Origin of the sequence: Roseixanthobacter finlandensis, assembly GCF_043195105.2 — a bacterium.
GTDB lineage: Bacteria > Pseudomonadota > Alphaproteobacteria > Rhizobiales > Xanthobacteraceae > NCEH01.
Genome location: NZ_CM195536.1, coordinates 451,649 through 469,363 on the forward strand (window position 1 = coordinate 451,649; position 17,715 = coordinate 469,363).

The following is a 17,715-nucleotide window of genomic DNA, read 5'->3' on the forward strand; positions in this document are numbered from 1 at the left end:
TCAGGCCGCCGTGTCCGCGCACCGCTGATCGAAAGCGGCCTGGGCGTCGGCGATCTCGTCCATGTGGGCGCTGGCCCAGCGGGCGAGCGGCGCAAGTGTTTCCGCCAGCGAGGCACCGAGCGGGGTAATGGCATATTCCACCGTCACCGGCACGGTGGCGAAGGCGTGGCGGGTAACGAGGCCGTCGCGCTCCAGGCTCTTCAGGGTCTGCGACAGCACCTTCTGCGAGAGTCCGTCCACCTGCCGGCGCAAGGCGTTGAAGCGGGTCGGCTGCCCGGCCACGATGCTGAGGATGAGCACCGTCCATTTGTCGGCGATGCGGTCGAGAATGCGCCGGGTGGGGCAATCGGCCTGATACGGATTTCCCTCGGCATGGTCGTGCAGCATGGGGCCTCGCTTAGGTGTCATCGGGCGTGTCCCGGCCATCCACGTGGTGCCGCCCGCACCGGCCTTGAAAAGCCAGCGCCAGCGGCTTCGCGCGATGCACGGGACGAGCCCGTGCATGACGATGCTCTTCTGCAATCGCGCCAAGCCAGGAATGTCGATCGGTCCCAGGTTTCATCGGGGTAACCTGATGACTTCAAAGTGCCTTCTTTCGCGTTACATCCATTTATAGCATTTAGTTTCCATTGGATACCTGGTTCGGCTAGGCAATGGAGACGTGACGATGAAAATCGCTCTGGTGGGCGCCTCGGGCGCGGTGGGTTCGCGGATCCTTCATGAGCTGGCCGCGCGCGGCCATCAGGTCACGGCCATCGCGCGCGATCCCTCCCGCATTCCCGCCGCGCCGGGCGCAACCGCCGTGGCGGGCGATGCGCGTCGGGGCGAGATCCTGGCGCCCCTGCTCAGCGGGCATGATGCGGTGGTCAGCTCGATCCATTTCACCGATGTGGATGCGGAGGCGCTGATCGCCGCGGTGAAGGCCGCGCAGGTGCGGCGCTATCTGGTGGTGGGCGGCGCCGGCAGCCTGGAGGTCGCGCCGGGTGTTTCGCTTTACGATATCCCGGAATTTCCGGCCGTCTATCTCACTGAAGCAAAGGCCGGCGGCGCATTCCTGGCACGGCTGAAGGGGGAAGACACGCTCGAATGGACGTTCCTGTCGCCGTCGGCCGAGTTCGTGCCGGGGGAACGTACCGGCACATTCCGTTTGGGAACGGACGCGCTGCTGGTGTCGCCTTCCGGCCGCAGCTTCATCAGCTATGAGGATTATGCGGTCGCCCTCGTGGACGAAATCGAGCATCCGCGCCATGTGCGGGCGCGCTTCACCGTGGGATATTGAGCCGCGCGCGGCATTTCGCTGTTGCCGTCCCGGCGTTCCGCCTTCGGCTGTTCCCCCTTCGGCTGTTCCCCCTCCCCAGCCCTCCCCCGCAAGCGGGAGAGGGAGCGTGCCATTCCAGCGCGACGACACTCTTTTCCAAAAACGACCAGATCCCCTCTCCCGCTTGCGGGGGAGGGTTAGGGAGGGGGTGGGCGAGGGAGGGGAACACCGGGTCCGCCCAAAGAAAAAGGGCGCGGCTCGCGCCACGCCCTTTCCCCTTAAAATCATTGGTCGGCTGGACGTCTTCAGAAGTCCATGCCGCCCGGAAGCCGGCGCTGCCGGCTTCCCACTTCAACGTCTTGGTCGGATGGACTTCTTCAGAAGTCCATGCCGCCCATGCCGCCCATGCCACCCATGCCGCCGCCCGGCATCTGGGGCATGCCGCTGTCCTTCTTGGGCAGCTCGGCGATGAGGGCTTCGGTGGTGACGATCAGGGCGGCGATGGAGGCCGCATCCTGGAGCGCGGTGCGCACGACCTTGGCCGGATCGACGATGCCGGCCTGGATCATGTCCACATATTCTTCGGTCTGGGCGTTGAAGCCGAAGTTCGCGTCGTTGGATTCCAGCACCTTGCCGACCACGATCGAGCCTTCCACGCCGGAATTCTCGGCGATCTGGCGGATCGGGGCTTCAAGCGCGCGCAGCACGATCTTGATGCCGGCGGCGATGTCGGAATTGTCGGAGGTCAGCGCCTCGACGGCCTTCTTGGCGCGCAGGAGAGCGATGCCGCCGCCGGGGACGATGCCTTCTTCCACCGCAGCGCGGGTGGCGTTCAGGGCGTCGTCGACGCGATCCTTCTTTTCCTTCACTTCCACTTCGGTCGAACCGCCGACGCGGATGACGGCGACGCCGCCGGCGAGCTTGGCCAGACGCTCCTGGAGCTTCTCACGGTCGTAGTCCGAGGAGGTTTCCTCGATCTGCGCCTTGATCTGGTTCACGCGCGCTTCGATGTCGGCCTTCTCGCCGACGCCGTCCACGATCGTGGTCTTTTCCTTTTCCAGGATGACCTTCTTGGCGCGGCCGAGCTGGGCCAGCGTCACGTTCTCAAGCTTGATGCCGAGATCTTCCGAGATCACCTGGCCGCCGGTGAGGATCGCGATATCCTCCAGCATGGCCTTGCGGCGATCGCCGAAGCCGGGAGCCTTCACGGCCGCGACCTTCAGGCCGCCGCGCAGCTTGTTCACCACCAGGGTGGCGAGCGCCTCGCCTTCCACGTCCTCGGCCACGATCACCAGCGGCTTGCCGGACTGAACGACGGCTTCGAGCACGGGCAGGATCGGCTGAAGGCCGGAAAGCTTCTTCTCGAAGATCAGGATGTAGGGATCTTCCAGGTCGGCGATCATCTTCTCCGCATTGGTGACGAAATAGGGAGAGAGATAGCCGCGGTCGAACTGCATGCCTTCGACCACTTCGAGCTCGGTCTCGGCGGTCTTGGCTTCCTCGACGGTGATGACGCCTTCATTGCCCACGCGCTGCATGGCGCCAGCGATCATCTCGCCGATGGACGAATCGCCATTGGCGGAAATCGTGCCGACCTGCGCGACTTCGGCGGAGGACGACACCTTCTTGGCGCGGCCCTTGATGTCGGAAATGGCGGCGGCGACGGCGAGATCGATGCCGCGCTTGAGATCCATCGGGTTCATGCCGGCGGCGACCGACTTGGCGCCTTCCTTCACGATCGCCTGGGCGAGCACGGTGGCGGTTGTGGTGCCGTCGCCAGCCAGATCATTGGTCTTGGAGGCGACTTCGCGCACCAGCTGGGCGCCGAGGTTCTCGAACTTGTCTTCCAGCTCGATTTCCTTGGCGACGGTCACGCCGTCCTTGGTGATGCGGGGGGCGCCGAAGCTCTTCTCGATCACGACGTTGCGGCCCTTGGGGCCGAGCGTCACCTTCACCGCATTGGCGAGGATATCAACGCCGCGCAGCATCTTCTCGCGGGCATCGCCGGAAAATTTTACGTCCTTGGCAGCCATGTGCCGTCTCCTGAATATCTATTGCGAGGGAAGCGAAAGGGAGAGCCTTCAGGCGATGACGCCGAGGATGTCGCTTTCCTTCATGATGAGCAGGTCCTGGCCGTCCACCTTCACTTCGGTGCCGGACCATTTGCCGAACAGGACGCGGTCGCCCGCCTTCACGTCGAGCGCGACCACCTTGCCGCTGTCGTCACGGGCGCCGGGGCCCACGGCCACGACTTCGCCCTCCTGGGGCTTTTCCTTGGCGGTGTCGGGGATGATGATTCCGCCGGCGGTCTTCTGCTCGGCTTCGATGCGCTTCACGACCACGCGGTCATGCAAAGGGCGGAAGGACATGGGCATGATCCTTTTGGTATTGGAGCGGGCCGGAGGCCCGCGGTCTTTGGCACTCACGCGACGGGAGTGCCAATCCCGGCCGGAGATAAGGAGCCGCCGCCCGCGCGTCAAGGCAGGCGGACTTACCAATGTGTAAGAGATCGCCGCATAAAGTGACATCCGCAGCGTGTCGGGGCGGCGACAACGTGAATTTGTGTGCAGGGCCAAGCATCGACGCCGCGCCGAACAGGCTTTATGGTTGCGCCTCGCCCTGTTTCCCCGACGGGCGCGGTGCCGCATGCGGGTTGCCGTATTCAAGTAAGCTCTCGCCTCGGAGTGTGTGAATGTCTCAGTCCGCAGTTCGGTCCGTCGCCGGGGATTCCTGCGACACCGGCCCTGTCCGCCGTTCCGCCATTTTCTTCTATCGCCTCGGCATGGTCGCGGCCGTCATCGGCGGCCTTGGCCTCGGCGCCTGCGCCACCACGCCGAGCGAGCCGCCCCCGCCGGCGGCGCCGCAATATACCAGCCCGATTCCCGCCGCCAGCCTGGTCGGCCGCTACGGCCTCGCCGCGTACCATCGCCCCGAGGACGCCGCCCGCACCGAGACCCAGGCGCGCGCGCAATGCAGCAATCCCTATGTCATCACCGCCGGCCCCAATGGGGGTGTGATGATGTATCTCGCCGACGACAACAAGCTCACCGAACTGGTGTCCAAGGCGGCCGGCGGCCCCACCTTCATCGGACCGCCCGAGGACCCCGCCGGCGGCCAGCGCGACCGCCAGGTGCTGCGCTGGGACGGCCAGGTGCTGGTGCTCAAATGGGTCGATCCGGAAGTCTCCAAGCGCTACGGCACCATGGTCTACGTGCGGTGCAGCTGAGCCGGCACGTCCAGCCGGCGGCGCTTGTCCGCCGCCGGTCGTGCGACGTTTGACGATCGTGCGGCGTTTGACCGTCGCGCGAGGTTTGAACTGCCGCGTTGCGCGCGCGACGGGCGTGTGCGCAACGGGAGCGCGCGCGACGCCTTGAGGACCGGATGGATCGTTCGCAAAAGCTGCTTCACGGCATCGACAAGAGCATGCGCGTGCTCGAGATCGGGCCGTTGTTTCGCCCGGTGTGCAGCCGGGAGGATGGATGGAACGTCTATTCCATCGATCACGCCAGCGAACAGGACTTGCGGGAAAAATACCGCGACCACGTGGATGTCGATGTCTCCCGCATCGAGCGCGTGGACTTCGTCTGGCGCGCCGGGCCGATGGTGGACGCCATCCCCAAGGTCTATCACGGCGCGTTCGATGCCTGCATCGCCAGCCATGTGCTCGAACATATTCCGGATCCGGTCGCGTTCCTGCGCTCGCTCTCGGTGCTGCTGAAGCCGGGCGCGGTGATCGCGCTCGCGGTGCCGGACAAGCGCTGGTGCTTCGATTTCTTCCGTCCGCTCAGCACCACGGCGGGCTGGCTGGAAGCCAATCGGCTGGGCCTCACCAAGCACAGCCGCGCCACCCGGTTCGAATATGAGACCTCCGTCGTCAGCAGCGACGGGCGCGTGGCCTGGAGTCCCGGCCCGCTGGGCACGCCGAGTTTCTCGGGATGCCCGATCTGGCAATCCTACGGCGTGTTCCGAGAGCAGAGCGACCCGGAGAATGAAGCCTATGTGGATTGCCATGCCTGGTGCTTCACCCCCAGCAGCTTCGTGCTGATCATCGAGGAACTGCACGCCCTGGGCGCGGTGGATTTCCGCATCAAGCACACCTTTCCCACCGTGGAGCACGAATTTTTCGTCATTCTCGAACAGAGCCGGGAGCGCGAGACCGACGTCGCGCGCATGCAGAAGAGGCGCATGCGGCTGATGCTGGCGACCGCGCGGGAAGTGCGCGAACAATTGGAGATGCTGCCGGTTCACCTTGATCTGGATTAGAGCTCTTCTGATCCCGGTGCCCTTGGGCCGCGAAATGCGCGGCGAAATCTTGCAATACGTCGGATGCCCGCTTCCCTCGATGGGCAACGCGCTTTAGATGGATCCGGACTCCGCACAGCCTCAGGCGCCGCGGCCCAATCCTGCGCGCCGGGCCCACAACGCTCCGGCCGCGCCAGCGCTGTTGAGTGAAACGATGGAATCCGCCGCCACCACCTATGATCCCCTGACACCCGTGCCCGCCCGTCGACGGGTGTTTTCCGGCTCGGATGCCTTCGCCCTCTGGTTCAGCCTCGGCATCGGCCTGCTGGTGCTCCAGGCGGGCGCGCTGCTGGTTCCCGCGCTCAGCCTCGGCACGGCGTTCCTCGCGATCATCGCCGGCACCGTGCTCGGCGTGGTCCTGCTCGCGGGAGTGGGCGTGATCGGCGCCGATTCGGGATTGTCGGCCATGGCGAGCCTGCGGCCCACGCTCGGCCTGCGCGGCGCGATCCTGCCGACGCTCATCAATATGGTGCAATTGGTGGGCTGGGGCGCGTTCGAGATCATCATCATGGGCGAGGCGGCGGAAGCCTTGTCCAAACAGGCGTTCGGCTTCTCGCTGCCGGGCGTGTGGACCTTGCTGTTCGGCGTGCTCGCGACCGCGATCGCGGTGATGGGGCCGGTATCGTTCGTGCGGCGGTTTTTGCGCGCCTGGGGGCTCTATTTGCTGCTCGGCGCGGCGGTGTGGCTCACCTGGCGGCTCATGGCCAATTATGATCTCGCCGCGCTGTTCGCCAAGCCTGGCACCGGCGAGATGAGCTTCGGCGGCGCCATCGACCTGGTGGTGGCCATGCCGCTGTCCTGGCTGCCGCTGATTTCCGATTATACCCGCTTCGGCAAATCCTCCAGCAGCATCTTCCGGGGCAGCGCGCTCGGCTATCTGGTGGCCAACATCTGGTTCTACGGGCTCGGCGCGGCCTATGCCCTGGCCTCGGGCGGGGAGGGCACCATCGTGGTGGCGCTCGCCACCGCCGGCGGCGGCTTCGCGCTGCTGCTGATCCTGCTGGACGAAACCGACAACGCCTTCGCGGATATCCATTCGGCGGCCGTCTCCACCGGCACCTTGGTGCCGGTCGCGGTGCCGCATCTCGCGCTCGGCTTCGGCGCCCTGTGCACGCTGATCGCCTTGCTGGTGCCGCTGGCCCAGTATGAAGGCTTCCTGCTGCTGATCGGCTCGGTGTTCGCGCCGCTGTTCGGCGTGGTGCTGGCGGACCATTTCATCGTGCGCAAGCGCCGCATCGCGGTCGACGAGATCACCCGCGTGCGTGGCGCCTATTGGTTTTCCGGCGGGTGGAACATCGCCGGCATCCTGTCCTGGGGCATCGGCATCGCCACCTTCCATGCGGTGACGGCTTATCTCCCCGACCTCGGCGCGACCTTGCCCGCGCTGGTGACGGCGGGCCTCTTGTTCGTGCTGGCGCGGCGCGTGATGCCGTGACCGCCGGCGGGCCGATGCGCCCGCCGCTTGGCGTGGTTGGCCGGGACAAGCCCGGCCATGACGGCGGCTCCCGCAACGGCGTCGATACCCTGATTGTCGCGCCGCCTCAGACCACGGTGCCGAAGAGGGCGCCGATGCCGGCGGTGGCGGCCATGGCGATGGCGCCCCAGAAGGTGACGCGCGCGGTGGCGCGCACCACTTCCGCCCCGCCGGCCTTGGCCGCGATGGCGCCGAGCACGGCGAGGAACACCAGCGAGGCGCCCGCCACCACCGGCACCTGAAGCGTCGCGGGCGTCACTACCGCCATCAGCAGCGGCAGGATGGCGCCCACCGCGAACGAGGCGGCGGAGGTGAGCGCGGCCTGGATCGGCCGGGCGGTGGTGAATTCGGAAATGCCCAGTTCGTCGCGCGCATGGGCTTCCAGCGGGTCGCGGGCCATCAATTGCGCGGCCACCTGATGGGCCAGCGCCGGCTCCAGCCCGCGATGGATATAGATCGAGGCGAGCTCGTGCCGCTCGGCGATGGGATCGGCCTTGAGCTCCGCGGTTTCGCGCGCGAGATCGGCCTTTTCCGTGTCCGACTGGGAGCTGACCGAGACATATTCGCCCGCCGCCATGGACATGGCGCCCGCGACCAGGCCCGCGACGCCGGCCACCAGGATGTCGGAATGGGTGGCGGAGGCGGAAGCGACGCCGACGATCAGGCTGGCGGTGGAGACGATGCCGTCATTGGCGCCGAGCACGGCGGCGCGCAGCCACCCGATCCGCTCGATGAGATGACCTTCGGTGTGCGGACCGGCCATGGAAAACCTCGAACATAAAGGAGCGCCGGCGCCGGGCGGGCGGCGGACGCTCCAGGCTGGGGCGCGTGTCTTTCCCGGCGGTCGGACGCCGGGGCGCACGGAAAGCGTTCCCGCGCCCGCAGGCGTGGGCAAGCCCTCCCAGACGTCCCAGACAGCCGTTCCCCCAGTGACCCACCGCACCTACCATCCCCGCATGACACGCGTGCGTCCGGGCCAACGTATTGTTTCCGGAGGCATTTTGCCGTTCATGGCGGGGGGTAGGGGTGGTCTCGCGCCGTTCAGGATGCGGTGGTCGTGTCGTCCACCTTGGCGCCCGGCACGTTCTTCTTGAGGGATTCGATGGCGGCAAGCGCGGAGGCTTTCGCCTTATAGCCCTCGGACCCGAACATCACCTCGCCGTTTGAGGCCTTGTAGCGGAAACGGAATTCGCCAGCCTTGTCCTTGTAGACTTCGAACGTCGCCATGGCATCCTCCTGTCGCCCGGGTTGCTCCCGGCACAGGAACGGTGCCTCATTTCATCACCGCAAGCAAAGCCGCACGCAGGCGGCGACCTCAGTCGTCCATCTTGAGCGCGGCGATGAAGGCTTCCTGGGGAATCTCGACGCGCCCGAACTGGCGCATCTTCTTCTTGCCTTCCTTCTGCTTGTCCAACAGCTTGCGCTTACGGGAGATGTCGCCGCCGTAGCATTTGGCGGTCACGTCCTTACGCAGGGCCTTGATGGTCTCGCGGGCGATCACCTTGGCGCCAATGGCAGCCTGGATCGGAATGTTGAACAGATGCTGGGGAATCAGATCCTTCAGCTTCTCGCACATGGCGCGGCCGCGATGGTCGGCACGGGTGCGGTGAACCAGCATGGAGAGCGCGTCCACCGGCTCGGCATTCACCAGGATCGACATCTTCACGAGGTCGCCCTCGCGATAATCCGTGATGGTGTAGTCGAACGAGGCATAGCCCTTCGAGATCGACTTCAGCCGGTCGTAGAAATCGAACACCACTTCGTTCAGCGGCAAGTCGTAGGTAACCATGGCGCGGGCGCCCACATAGGTCAGCTCGATCTGGTTGCCGCGCCGGTCCTGGCAGAGCTTGAGCACGCTGCCGAGATAATCGTCCGGGGTGAGGATGGTGGCGCGGATCCAGGGCTCGCGGATTTCCTTGATCTTCACCACGTCCGGCATGTCGGCCGGATTGTGCAGCTCGATGGTGGTGCCGTCGCTCATCTCCATCTCATAGATGACGGAGGGGGCGGTCGCGATCAGGTCGAGGTTGAACTCGCGCTCCAGCCGCTCCTGGATGATCTCCAGGTGCAGCAGGCCCAAGAACCCGCAGCGGAAGCCGAAGCCGAGCGCGGCCGAGGTCTCCATCTCGAAGGAGAAGCTGGCATCGTTCAGGCGCAGCTTGCCCATGGCGGCGCGCAGATCCTCGAAATCCGCCGCATCCACCGGGAACAGGCCGCAGAACACCACCGGCTGGGCCGGCTTGAAGCCCGGCAGCGGTTCGGCGCAGGGGCGCTTTTCATCCGTGATGGTATCGCCGACGCGGGTTTCCGCCACTTCCTTGATGGAGCCGGTGAGAAAGCCGATCTCGCCGGGGCCGAGGCTCTCCATGGCCACCATCTTGGGGGTGAACACGCCGACCCGGTCCATGTCATAGGCGGCGCCGGTGCGCATCATCTTGATGCGCTGGCCCTTCTTCACCACGCCGTCGACCACCCGCACCAGCACCACCACGCCGAGATAGGTGTCGTACCAAGAATCCACCAGCAGCGCCTTCAGCGGCGCCTCGCGGTCGCCCATCGGCGGCGGCAGGCGGGTGACGATGGCTTCCAGCACCTGGTCGATATTCAGCCCGGTCTTGGCCGAGATGCCGATGGCGCCGGAGGCGTCGATGCCGATCACATCCTCGATCTGCGCCTTGACCTTTTCCGGTTCGGCGGCGGGCAAATCGATCTTGTTGAGCACCGGGACGATGTCGTGATTGTTGTCGATCGCCTGATAGACATTGGCGAGCGTCTGCGCCTCGACTCCCTGGGAGGCGTCCACCACCAGGAGCGAGCCTTCCACGGCGGCGAGCGAGCGGTTCACCTCATAGGCGAAGTCGACGTGGCCCGGGGTGTCGATGAGGTTGAGGATATAGGTTTCCCCATCCTTGGCCTTGTAGGAGAGGCGCACGGTCTGCGCCTTGATGGTGATGCCGCGCTCGCGCTCGATATCCATATTGTCGAGCACCTGCTCGGTCATCTCGCGTTCGCTCAAGCCACCGGTGAGCTGGATCAGCCGGTCGGCGAGCGTGGACTTGCCATGGTCGATGTGCGCGACGATGGAAAAATTGCGGATATGGGTCTGCGGCGTTGCGGTCATCCGCGCCGCATAGCACCGGCATTCGGCAGCCACAAGGCGCGCGCGGCTTTTGTCCCTCCTCGCCGGGGATCGCGACCGGCCGGCGCGGTGGGTTCGGGGCGCCAGGGCGGCTTCCCCTGAGGCGCCTGCGCGTTCGGAGCAGGTTCGCTCGCGGTCTCCCCTCACCCCAACCCTCTCCCCGGCGGGGAGAGGGGGCCTTTTGGCTTTTGGGGGCAGGTGAGGCGCCCACCCGCCGCCGCGTCACTCCCTCTCCCCCACGGGGAGAGGGGGCCTTTTGGCTTTTGGGGGCAGGTGAGGCGCCCATTCGCCGCCGCGTCACCCCCTCTCCCCCACGGGGAGAGGGCTGGGGTGAGGGGGCGGCGCGCAAAACGCTCCCCCTCAGGCCCCGCGGCCCCGCTCGCTTTCAAAACCATCGAACAGCGCCAGCAAGGCATCCAGCCCATCGGTCAACGCCGCCGGGCCAGGTTGCAGGATGAGCGTCGATTTGATCTCGTGCAGCCGCCCCGCGCGCACGGCGGGGAGCGCGTCGAAGCCGGGCCGGGCGGCGAAGCGGGCGGGATTGAACTTCTTGCCGCACCAGGAGCCGATCACCATGTCGGGCGCCCGCGCGATCACCTCTTCCGCGCTGACGAAGCGCTCGCGCGCGGCGCGGCCCGCGGCGCGATCGGCGAAAATGTCGATGCCGCCGGCGATCTCCACCAATTGCGACACCCAGCCGATGCCGCAAATCATCGGCTCGTCCCATTCCTCGAAATAGATCCTGGGCTTGTGCCGCCGGGCGGCGGCGCGGCTCCGCGCCGCCTCCAGCCGCGCGTCGAGCGAAGCGATCAGCGCGGCCCCTTTTTCCACCGCGCCGACCAGGGCGGCGAGGGTCGCGACCATGGCGAAGATGCCGTCGATGGTGCGCTGGTTGAAGACATGCACCTCCAGCCCCGCGCGGGCGAGATCGGCGACGATGTCGGCCTGGAGATCGGAAAAGGCCAGCACCAGATCTGGTTGAAGCGCCAGGATCTTCGGCAGGTCCGCCGAGACGAAGGCGGAAACGCGGGGCTTTTCCTTGCGCACGCGGGGCGGGCGCACCGCATAGCCGGAGACGCCGGCGATGCGGTGATCCTCCCCCAGCAGATAGAGCGTCTCCACCGTCTCCTCCGTGAGGCAGACGATGCGGCGGGGAAAAGGATCGCGTCCCATCCCCGCCCGGTCACACGCCGGTGGGGCGGGAGCGCGGAGCGAGGGCTTCCTCGTCGTCCAGCTCCGGGCCGGGATCGTCCGGCAGCGGCGGCAGGGCGGCAAGGGGCGGCGCCTTGGGCGTCTCCACCTTCGTCACCTCACCTTTTGTCATCTCGCCCTTCGTCATTTCGCCCTTGGCGTGCGCGGCCGGCGGGATACCGTTTGATGGCACGTGGGCGCCGTTCGCCGAGGGGGCGGGCGCGCCGCCATTGCCCTCGGCGGGCGGCAGGTCGCCGGTCGGCGCGGCCACGGGTTTCGGGGGAATGGCGGCGATGGCGGCGCGCACGCGCTCGGCCTCATGCTCCAGGATCGGGGTCGCGGTCACGCCCGGCGGCACGGCCCACACATAGGCGTCGAGCTTGCCAGTGACCGGCGACAGCGGCGCCCATTGCTCGGAGACCACGCCGTCGGCGATCCAGGCGGGATCGCGCGGCGCGCGCACTGCGCGGGCGGCCCATTCGCGCGCCTTGCCGATATCGCCGTGCTCGCTGGCTTCCAGCTCCGCCATCAGCAGGCAGATGCGCTGGGTCGGCTCGGCCGCCAGCGGCTGGAGCACGGCCCGCGCCTCGCCGAATTCCAGCGCGTCGATGCAGGCATGGGCGAGCGCGATGGCGCTCTCCGGATGGGCCGGCGCCTTGGCGGCGAGCAGGCGGATGCGCTTCAGCCGATCGAGGGCGGCATCGCCCGGCCGCAGATGGGCGGCAACTTCCGCCAGTTCGGGGTGCGGCGTCGTGGCATAAGCGGCCTCGACGATCTTGAGCGCCTTCTTCAATTCGCCGGCCGAGCCGAGCAGGCGCCCGGCGACGGCGGCGGCGGGCACCAAGGTCGGGGCGAGGCGCACCGCTTCGAGCGCGCGTTCCTTCGCCACCGGCGGATCGGAGATTTCCACCGCCATGGCCTCGGCGGCGAGCAGGATCGCGCGGCGGCGGCGGTGCTGCACCTTGTCAATGCCCTTCGCCGCCATCTGCTTTTCCAGCACCGCGCGGGCGCCGGGATAATCGCCCTCGGCGCAGCGCGCCTCAATCACGGCATCCGCCGCCCAGGCGAGCGCCGGGGCCTGTTCGGCCGCCTGTTCCGCCAGCAGGCGCGCGGCGGAGAGATCGCCGGCGCGGCGCGCTTCCATATGCAGGCCGCGCAAGGCGAGCAGGCGCGTGTCGGGGGATTCCAGCATCAGGCGGAAGCTTGCCCGTGCGAGTTCCGGATCGCCTTCGAACTGGGCGGTCTGGGCCGCCAGCAGATGGGTCAGCGGCTCGTGCGGCAGCAGGCGGGCGGCGTCCTGGCTGGCTTTCTTCGCTTCCGCGCCATTGCCCGCGCCGATGGCAAGCAGGCCGCGCGACACGGCGGCCCAGCCCTTTTCCCGGCGCCGGCGGCGCGAGAAGCGGGCGAATAGGCGAGGCGAGGACAGCAGCAGCGAGAGCAGCCGCCACACGATCAGCAGAACGCCGCTGAACAGCGCGAGGGCGGCGAGCGCCACGGGCACGCTGGTCTCCAGCCGCCAGCCTTGCCAGACCATGAGGATCTCGCCCGGCCGGTCGGCGAGCCAGGAAGCACCGAACGCGACGGCGGCGAGCAGAACGAGGAGGATGACGAGACGGATCACGGCACTTTCCCGGAAATGGCGGCGAGGGCCTGGAGATAAAGCGCATCGACCGCATTGGCTGCGTTCCGGCGCTGCTGGATCTCGGCGATCAGGGACGTGAGCTTGGCCTTCGTTCCCTGCGGCAGTGCATCGAGCCGTGCGAGCGCGGCGTCGAAATCGCCGGCGCGCAAAGCGGCGAGCGCCTGGTCGAGCGTCGCCTGGACTTCAGGCGTGGGCGCGGTGTCGGCGGGGCGCACCTTGACCAGGCTTTCGGCGCTGGACAGAAGGCGATTCACCACGCTTCCGGCCGTGGAGGTTGCTTCGGCGGGGGCGGATCCCGATCCCGCCTCGGCCGCGGCCTGCTGCAACCGGCTCGCGAGCTTGGCGGGCGGAGAAAAGCCGACGTCCGCGACCGCCGCGAAAGGATCGAGCGTGCCCGCCGTGGCGCCGAGCACGGCGCGGGCGGCATCCAGCTCGGCCGCGAACGGGCGGCCGGAAACGATGGCATCGTTTAGCACCGCCAGCACCGCGATGGCGGCGGCGGCGCGGCTTGCGGCGGCGGATGTGGCTGCGGACTGGTCGAGGCGCGTGCCGAGGGCGGTCACCTGCTGGCTGGCGCCGGCGGCGGCGCTCGCCGCGTCCTTGACCGCGCCCTGAAGGTTCTGCTGCCCCTGGCGCAAGGTGGCGATATCACCCTGGGCCTGGGCGAACGCGGCGCGCGCCTGCTCCGGCGTCGGCTGCTGGGCTGCGGCGGCCTCGATCTTGTCGACCCGCTGGGTCAGCGCCGCGACCGCGCGCGGATCGGCGGCGCCGCGCGCCTCCAGTGTCGCGATGCGGGCAGCCAGGGGTTGAATATCGTCGCTCACGCTGAGCGTGCCGAGGCGCGAGGACAGGCCATAGACCACCAGGGCCGCGACCACGCCGCCACCGACCATGCCGAGCAGCAGCGCAAGCCAGGGCGAGGCGCCGCGCGATGCCGGGGCGGGCGGGGGGATGAGCATGGGCTGGGCGGTGTCGAAGGCGGCCGCGTCGGCGGCCTTCGATGCTTCCGCGTCTGGAGTATCCGCGTTCGGGGTATCCGTGCGCGCGTCTTCGCCGGGCTCGGGCGGTGCGGGGGGCAGGGGATCGTCCATGGCGCCGTCGGGCGCGGCACGGGGCGCGGCCTCGATGGCGGATTCGACTGGGGCTGATCCGCTCGCCGCGGGCCTGCTTGCCGGAGACGTCACGGGCGCGTCGACCTGTGGGGCGAGCGGGGTCTCGTGCGCGGCGGCAGCAGGGTCCGGGCTGTCCGCCGTCTTCGGCGCGGCGCCAGCTTCGGCTGCGCCGGTCGAGGGAGAGGGGGTGGCCGGGTCCGCCTTCGGACGGGCCGGATCCTCGCGGGTCGGATCGTCGTGCGCCATGGGCCTCCTCGTATTTTTGGTTCCCGGCGGGCCGGTGACAAAGGTTCGACCGCGATCGGCCGGCAGCTTGCCTCTGCCTTACAGCAAAGTCAGCAGCGCGTCCTCTTCGGCCGTCTCGGCGATCTCGACCGTGCAGCCGGCGGCGGCCAGCGGCGCGGCGATGGCCGACGACAAGCACAAGTGCCTTAAAGCCCGTAAGAGTTCCTTAACGCCGTCCGCAGCGACGCAATGAAGCAGGGTTTGCGCGCTGCGTGTCGAATAATGCAAAGCGGTGTCGATCCGGCCCTCGATCAGCGCGTCGCGCGTTGCATCCGCAAGCTTTTGCGCCGGCGCCATGGCATAGAGCACGCACAGGGCGACCGCGATCTGGCGCCGGCCGAGCATGGCGGCAAGGTCGCCCGCGCGATCGGCGCCGGCGGCATGGAGAATGCGGGCGCCGGGCGCGAGGCGGGCCGAAAGGAGGGCGGCGAGCGCCTCGATGTTCCCGTCCGCCTCGATCACATGGGCAAAGCCCGCCAAGCGCGCCTGCGCGCCGGTGCGCCCGCCCACGGTGAACACCGGCAGGCTTCGCAGCGCGCTCGCCTGCGGCCGCGCGGCGAGCGCGCGCACCCCGTGCGCACTGGTGAAGGCGAGGGCGGAGAACGGGCCGCGTGGCAGCGGCGCGCCGGTTTCCTTGAAGCGCAGCATGGGGTCGCTCACCACACTGTGTCCGAGCGCCTCCAGCCGCGCCCGCGTGCGTGCCGCGCCGGGTTCCGGGCGGGTCAGCAGGATGCGCTGGGATCGGGCGGCAAGGGGCATGGTGGCGAGGATTCTGGGGCTGAGGAGTCTGGGGCTGGGGAGTCTGGGGCTGAGAAATCTGGGGGTGAGGAATCGGGGGCGGGAAATCGGGCGAGAGCGGGTTTCAGGTGAACGATAGCGGGAGCAAGGGTAAAGGGTCCATGCGGGATATCGCTTCCCGTCGCGGTCATTCTCTGCGCGGGGCGGCGCGTGTGCCTTGCACGATGGCTCCGGCCATGGCCATCACGCGCAAATTTGGCCATCACGCGCAAAGGACCCGCGCGCAAAGGACCCGCGTCTAAATAACTGGCGCAAGCGGCAGGGGATGGCGCCGCGTCCTGACAAAAGCGCCACGCGCCCGCCGAAGCCGCGCGGCGAATCCCCCGGCGTGCCCCGGCATAAAGCTACAGCCCGAGCGCCCGCGCCGGCGCGCTGGTGCGCAAGCCCGCGCCCAGATCGGCGCCCAGCCGCGCGGCGTCGGCGATGGGGGCGCTGGCGTCGGCCTCGGCGGCGTCGCTTCCGTCCGGGGAGAGCACCAGGCCGCGCAGGCGCACTCGCGCTCCGTCCAGGGTCGCGAGCGCCGCGATGGGCGTGCGGCAGGAGCCGTCCAGCGCGGCGAGGAAGGCGCGCTCGGCGGCGAGCGCGATGCCGGTGGCGCGGCATGTGATAGCGGCGATGGCGGCGTTGGTGGCCTCGTCCGCGATCCGGCACTCGATGGCGACCGCGCCCTGGCCCACGGCGGGCAGGAAATCATCGGTGCCGAGAATCACGCTCGCCTCATGGGCGAGCCCGAGCCGGGTGAGGCCGGCGAGCGCCAGCAAGGTGCCGTCGAACGTGCCGGACCGCACCTTGGAGAGGCGCGTCTGCACATTGCCGCGCAGCAATTGCACCTGGAGGTCGGGCCGCTTGCGCCGCAATTGCGCCTCGCGCCGCAGCGAGGCGGTGCCGATGACGGCGCCGGGCTTGAGGTCGGAGAGGCTCGCCCCCTCGCGCAGAATCAACGCGTCGCGCACGTCGGCGCGGGGAAGATAGCCAGCTAAATGCAAGCCGTCGGGCAGAAAGGTCGCCACATCCTTGGCCGAATGGACGGCGAGATCGATGCGCCCGTCCAGCAGCGCTTCCTCGATCTCCTTGGTGAACAGCCCCTTGCCGCCGGCTTCGGAGAGCGCGCGATCCTGGATCGCATCTCCAGAGGTGCGGATGATCTCGATGGCGATGCTCTCCGCCGGGCGGGCCAGGGCCGCGGCCAAGGCGTCGCGCACGGCATGGGCCTGCCACAGCGCCAGCGCGCTGCCCCGGGTGCCGATGGCGAGGCGGGGCGCAGGAGCGGGGGAGGAAGGCACGTTGGAAGACAACTCGGAGGAGGACATGGGGGAGGGGTTCGTCTCTTGTGTCATTGGCGCGTACAATGATAGCCGGAATCGCAATGGCATAGAGCGGCGTGGCGGCGCAGGCCGCAGGGCCCCCGGCGCAGGGGCCGGTCTGGAGGATAAAGTGGCGGATCTGCTGGTGCTCGGCATCGAGACCACATGCGACGAAACCTCGGCGGCGGTGGTGGCGCGCTCGCCTTCCGGGGCCGGGCATGTGCTCGCGAACGTGATCCGCACCCAGGTGGAGGAGCATTCCCCCTATGGCGGCGTGGTGCCGGAGATCGCCGCACGCGCCCATGTGGAAGTGCTCGACGTCGTCATCGCCGAGGCCATGCGCACCGCCGGGCTGAATTATGCGAACCTCGCCGCCGTGGCCGCCGCCGCAGGTCCGGGACTGATCGGCGGGGTGATCGTCGGGCTCACAACCGCCAAGGCCATCGCTTTGTCCATCCGCCGTCCGCTGGTGGCGGTGAACCATCTGGAGGCGCATGCGCTCACCGCGCGCCTGACCGACGGTGTCGCCTTTCCCTATCTGCTGCTGCTGGTGTCCGGCGGGCACACCCAATTGCTGGCGGTGGAGGATATCGGCCGCTATCGCCGGCTCGGCACCACGCTGGACGATGCCGTGGGCGAGGCCTTCGACAAGGTGGCGAAGATGCTGAGCCTGCCCTATCCCGGCGGGCCGCAGGTGGAGCAGATGGCGCTGCTCGGCGATGCCCATCGCTTCGCCTTTCCCCGTCCCATGCTGGGGCGGCGCGAGCCGGACTTCTCCCTGTCGGGCCTGAAGACCGCCGTGCGGCTGGAGGCGGATCGGCTCGCGCCGCTGTCGGACCAGGACGTGTACGACCTGTGCGCCTCGTTCCAGGCGGCGGTGGTGGATCTAATCGCCGATCGGGTGCGCGCCGGCGCGCGGGCCTTCCGCGATCTCGTCGGCTGCGGGCCGACCGCCTTGGTGGTCGCGGGCGGGGTGGGCGCCAATGCCGCGATCCGCGAGGCCCTCCAGCGCACGGCGGTGGATCTCGGCACGCGCATGGCGGTGCCGCCGCCGGAATTGTGCACCGACAACGGCGCCATGATCGCCTGGGCGGGGGCGGAGCGGCTCTCGCGCGGGCTCACCGATCCCCTGAGCATCAGCCCGCGCGCCCGCTGGCCGCTCGATCCTGCGTCCACCGGCGCCAAGGCCTGAGAGAAAGGCCGGAGAGAC

16 protein-coding genes are annotated in these 17,715 nt (G+C 68.4%); 5 read left to right on the plus strand and 11 right to left on the minus strand.

Annotated features, from left to right (window positions below; genetic code table 11):
• Window positions 1–408: a winged helix-turn-helix transcriptional regulator gene (locus tag V5G24_RS02200; protein WP_394079114.1), complete on the minus strand. Its 408-nt coding sequence runs from the start codon at window positions 406–408 to the stop codon at window positions 1–3.
• Window positions 409–667: 259 nt separating this feature from the next.
• On the opposite strand from V5G24_RS02200, the gene V5G24_RS02205 reads away from it, so the two are divergent.
• Window positions 668–1,279 carry an NAD(P)-dependent oxidoreductase gene (locus V5G24_RS02205; RefSeq protein ID WP_394079116.1) on the plus strand — a complete coding sequence of 204 codons (612 nt, stop codon included), beginning with the start codon at window positions 668–670 and terminating at the stop codon, window positions 1,277–1,279.
• A 356-nt stretch (window positions 1,280–1,635) separates the two neighbouring features.
• Here the strand turns inward: V5G24_RS02205 and groL are convergent, their stop codons facing one another.
• The gene (gene groL / locus V5G24_RS02210; RefSeq protein WP_394079118.1) at window positions 1,636–3,291 is read right to left on the minus strand and encodes a chaperonin GroEL; all 1,656 of its coding nucleotides are present in this window, start codon (window positions 3,289–3,291) and stop codon (window positions 1,636–1,638) included.
• A 48-nt stretch (window positions 3,292–3,339) separates the two neighbouring features.
• A complete protein-coding gene (gene groES, locus V5G24_RS02215; RefSeq protein ID WP_394079120.1) occupies window positions 3,340–3,627 on the minus strand; it encodes a co-chaperone GroES in 288 nt (95 codons plus the stop codon).
• 323 nt (window positions 3,628–3,950) lie between these two features.
• Here groES and V5G24_RS02220 point away from each other — a divergent pair, with 323 nt between their 5' ends.
• The 3 genes from V5G24_RS02220 (at window position 3,951) to cytX (ending at window position 6,995) form a co-directional block, all read left to right on the plus strand.
• The gene (locus V5G24_RS02220) at window positions 3,951–4,484 is read left to right on the plus strand and encodes a hypothetical protein (RefSeq protein WP_394079122.1); all 534 of its coding nucleotides are present in this window, start codon (window positions 3,951–3,953) and stop codon (window positions 4,482–4,484) included.
• Between the two features lie 155 nt (window positions 4,485–4,639).
• Window positions 4,640–5,521, plus strand: coding sequence for a methyltransferase domain-containing protein (locus V5G24_RS02225; protein WP_509292280.1), 882 nt, complete (start codon window positions 4,640–4,642; stop codon window positions 5,519–5,521).
• 193 nt (window positions 5,522–5,714) lie between these two features.
• Entirely contained in the window at window positions 5,715–6,995 is a 1,281-nt protein-coding gene (cytX, locus tag V5G24_RS02230; RefSeq protein WP_394079126.1) for a putative hydroxymethylpyrimidine transporter CytX, read from the plus strand.
• Between the two features lie 106 nt (window positions 6,996–7,101).
• Here the strand turns inward: cytX and V5G24_RS02235 are convergent, their stop codons facing one another.
• The 8 genes from V5G24_RS02235 to hemC form a co-directional block, all read right to left on the minus strand.
• A complete protein-coding gene (locus V5G24_RS02235; RefSeq protein ID WP_394079128.1) occupies window positions 7,102–7,797 on the minus strand; it encodes a VIT1/CCC1 transporter family protein in 696 nt (231 codons plus the stop codon).
• 278 nt (window positions 7,798–8,075) lie between these two features.
• Window positions 8,076–8,261 carry a YegP family protein gene (locus tag V5G24_RS02240; RefSeq protein WP_394079130.1) on the minus strand — a complete coding sequence of 62 codons (186 nt, stop codon included), beginning with the start codon at window positions 8,259–8,261 and terminating at the stop codon, window positions 8,076–8,078.
• 88 nt (window positions 8,262–8,349) lie between these two features.
• Window positions 8,350–10,155 carry a translation elongation factor 4 gene (gene lepA / locus V5G24_RS02245; RefSeq protein WP_394079132.1) on the minus strand — a complete coding sequence of 602 codons (1,806 nt, stop codon included), beginning with the start codon at window positions 10,153–10,155 and terminating at the stop codon, window positions 8,350–8,352.
• A 378-nt stretch (window positions 10,156–10,533) separates the two neighbouring features.
• Window positions 10,534–11,346, minus strand: a complete 813-nt coding sequence (locus V5G24_RS02250) for a cobalamin-binding protein (RefSeq protein ID WP_394079134.1) — start codon at window positions 11,344–11,346, stop codon at window positions 10,534–10,536.
• A 10-nt stretch (window positions 11,347–11,356) separates the two neighbouring features.
• Window positions 11,357–12,985 carry a heme biosynthesis protein HemY gene (locus tag V5G24_RS02255; protein WP_394079136.1) on the minus strand — a complete coding sequence of 543 codons (1,629 nt, stop codon included), beginning with the start codon at window positions 12,983–12,985 and terminating at the stop codon, window positions 11,357–11,359.
• Window positions 12,982–14,364, minus strand: a complete 1,383-nt coding sequence (locus V5G24_RS02260) for a COG4223 family protein (RefSeq protein WP_394079138.1) — start codon at window positions 14,362–14,364, stop codon at window positions 12,982–12,984. The genes V5G24_RS02255 and V5G24_RS02260 overlap by 4 nt, the downstream gene beginning before the upstream one ends.
• A gap of 78 nt (window positions 14,365–14,442) precedes the next feature.
• Window positions 14,443–15,162 (minus strand): uroporphyrinogen-III synthase, encoded by a 720-nt coding sequence (locus V5G24_RS02265; protein ID WP_394079140.1) that lies wholly within the window; start codon window positions 15,160–15,162, stop codon window positions 14,443–14,445.
• 383 nt (window positions 15,163–15,545) lie between these two features.
• Complete coding sequence (gene hemC / locus V5G24_RS02270; RefSeq protein WP_394079142.1) at window positions 15,546–16,511, minus strand: hydroxymethylbilane synthase; 966 nt, start codon at window positions 16,509–16,511, stop codon at window positions 15,546–15,548.
• Window positions 16,512–16,635: 124 nt separating this feature from the next.
• On the opposite strand from hemC, the gene tsaD reads away from it, so the two are divergent.
• Window positions 16,636–17,697, plus strand: a complete 1,062-nt coding sequence (tsaD, locus tag V5G24_RS02275) for a tRNA (adenosine(37)-N6)-threonylcarbamoyltransferase complex transferase subunit TsaD (protein ID WP_394079144.1) — start codon at window positions 16,636–16,638, stop codon at window positions 17,695–17,697.
• The last annotated feature ends 18 nt before the right edge of the window (window positions 17,698–17,715 follow it).

Bases quoted from the DNA above. Each gene is read 5' to 3' on its own strand.
- V5G24_RS02200 (WP_394079114.1), bottom strand. From the start codon at position 408: ATGACACCTAAGCGAGGCCCCATGCTGCACGACCATGCCGAGGGAAAT.
- V5G24_RS02205 (WP_394079116.1), top strand. From the start codon at position 668: ATGAAAATCGCTCTGGTGGGCGCCTCGGGCGCGGTGGGTTCGCGGATC.
- groL (WP_394079118.1), bottom strand. From the start codon at position 3,291: ATGGCTGCCAAGGACGTAAAATTTTCCGGCGATGCCCGCGAGAAGATG.
- groES (WP_394079120.1), bottom strand. From the start codon at position 3,627: ATGTCCTTCCGCCCTTTGCATGACCGCGTGGTCGTGAAGCGCATCGAA.
- V5G24_RS02220 (WP_394079122.1), top strand. From the start codon at position 3,951: ATGTCTCAGTCCGCAGTTCGGTCCGTCGCCGGGGATTCCTGCGACACC.
- V5G24_RS02225 (WP_509292280.1), top strand. From the start codon at position 4,640: ATGGATCGTTCGCAAAAGCTGCTTCACGGCATCGACAAGAGCATGCGC.
- cytX (WP_394079126.1), top strand. From the start codon at position 5,715: ATGGAATCCGCCGCCACCACCTATGATCCCCTGACACCCGTGCCCGCC.
- V5G24_RS02235 (WP_394079128.1), bottom strand. From the start codon at position 7,797: ATGGCCGGTCCGCACACCGAAGGTCATCTCATCGAGCGGATCGGGTGG.
- V5G24_RS02240 (WP_394079130.1), bottom strand. From the start codon at position 8,261: ATGGCGACGTTCGAAGTCTACAAGGACAAGGCTGGCGAATTCCGTTTC.
- lepA (WP_394079132.1), bottom strand. From the start codon at position 10,155: ATGACCGCAACGCCGCAGACCCATATCCGCAATTTTTCCATCGTCGCG.
- V5G24_RS02250 (WP_394079134.1), bottom strand. From the start codon at position 11,346: ATGGGACGCGATCCTTTTCCCCGCCGCATCGTCTGCCTCACGGAGGAG.
- V5G24_RS02260 (WP_394079138.1), bottom strand. From the start codon at position 14,364: ATGGCGCACGACGATCCGACCCGCGAGGATCCGGCCCGTCCGAAGGCG.
- V5G24_RS02265 (WP_394079140.1), bottom strand. From the start codon at position 15,162: ATGCCCCTTGCCGCCCGATCCCAGCGCATCCTGCTGACCCGCCCGGAA.
- hemC (WP_394079142.1), bottom strand. From the start codon at position 16,511: ATGTCCTCCTCCGAGTTGTCTTCCAACGTGCCTTCCTCCCCCGCTCCT.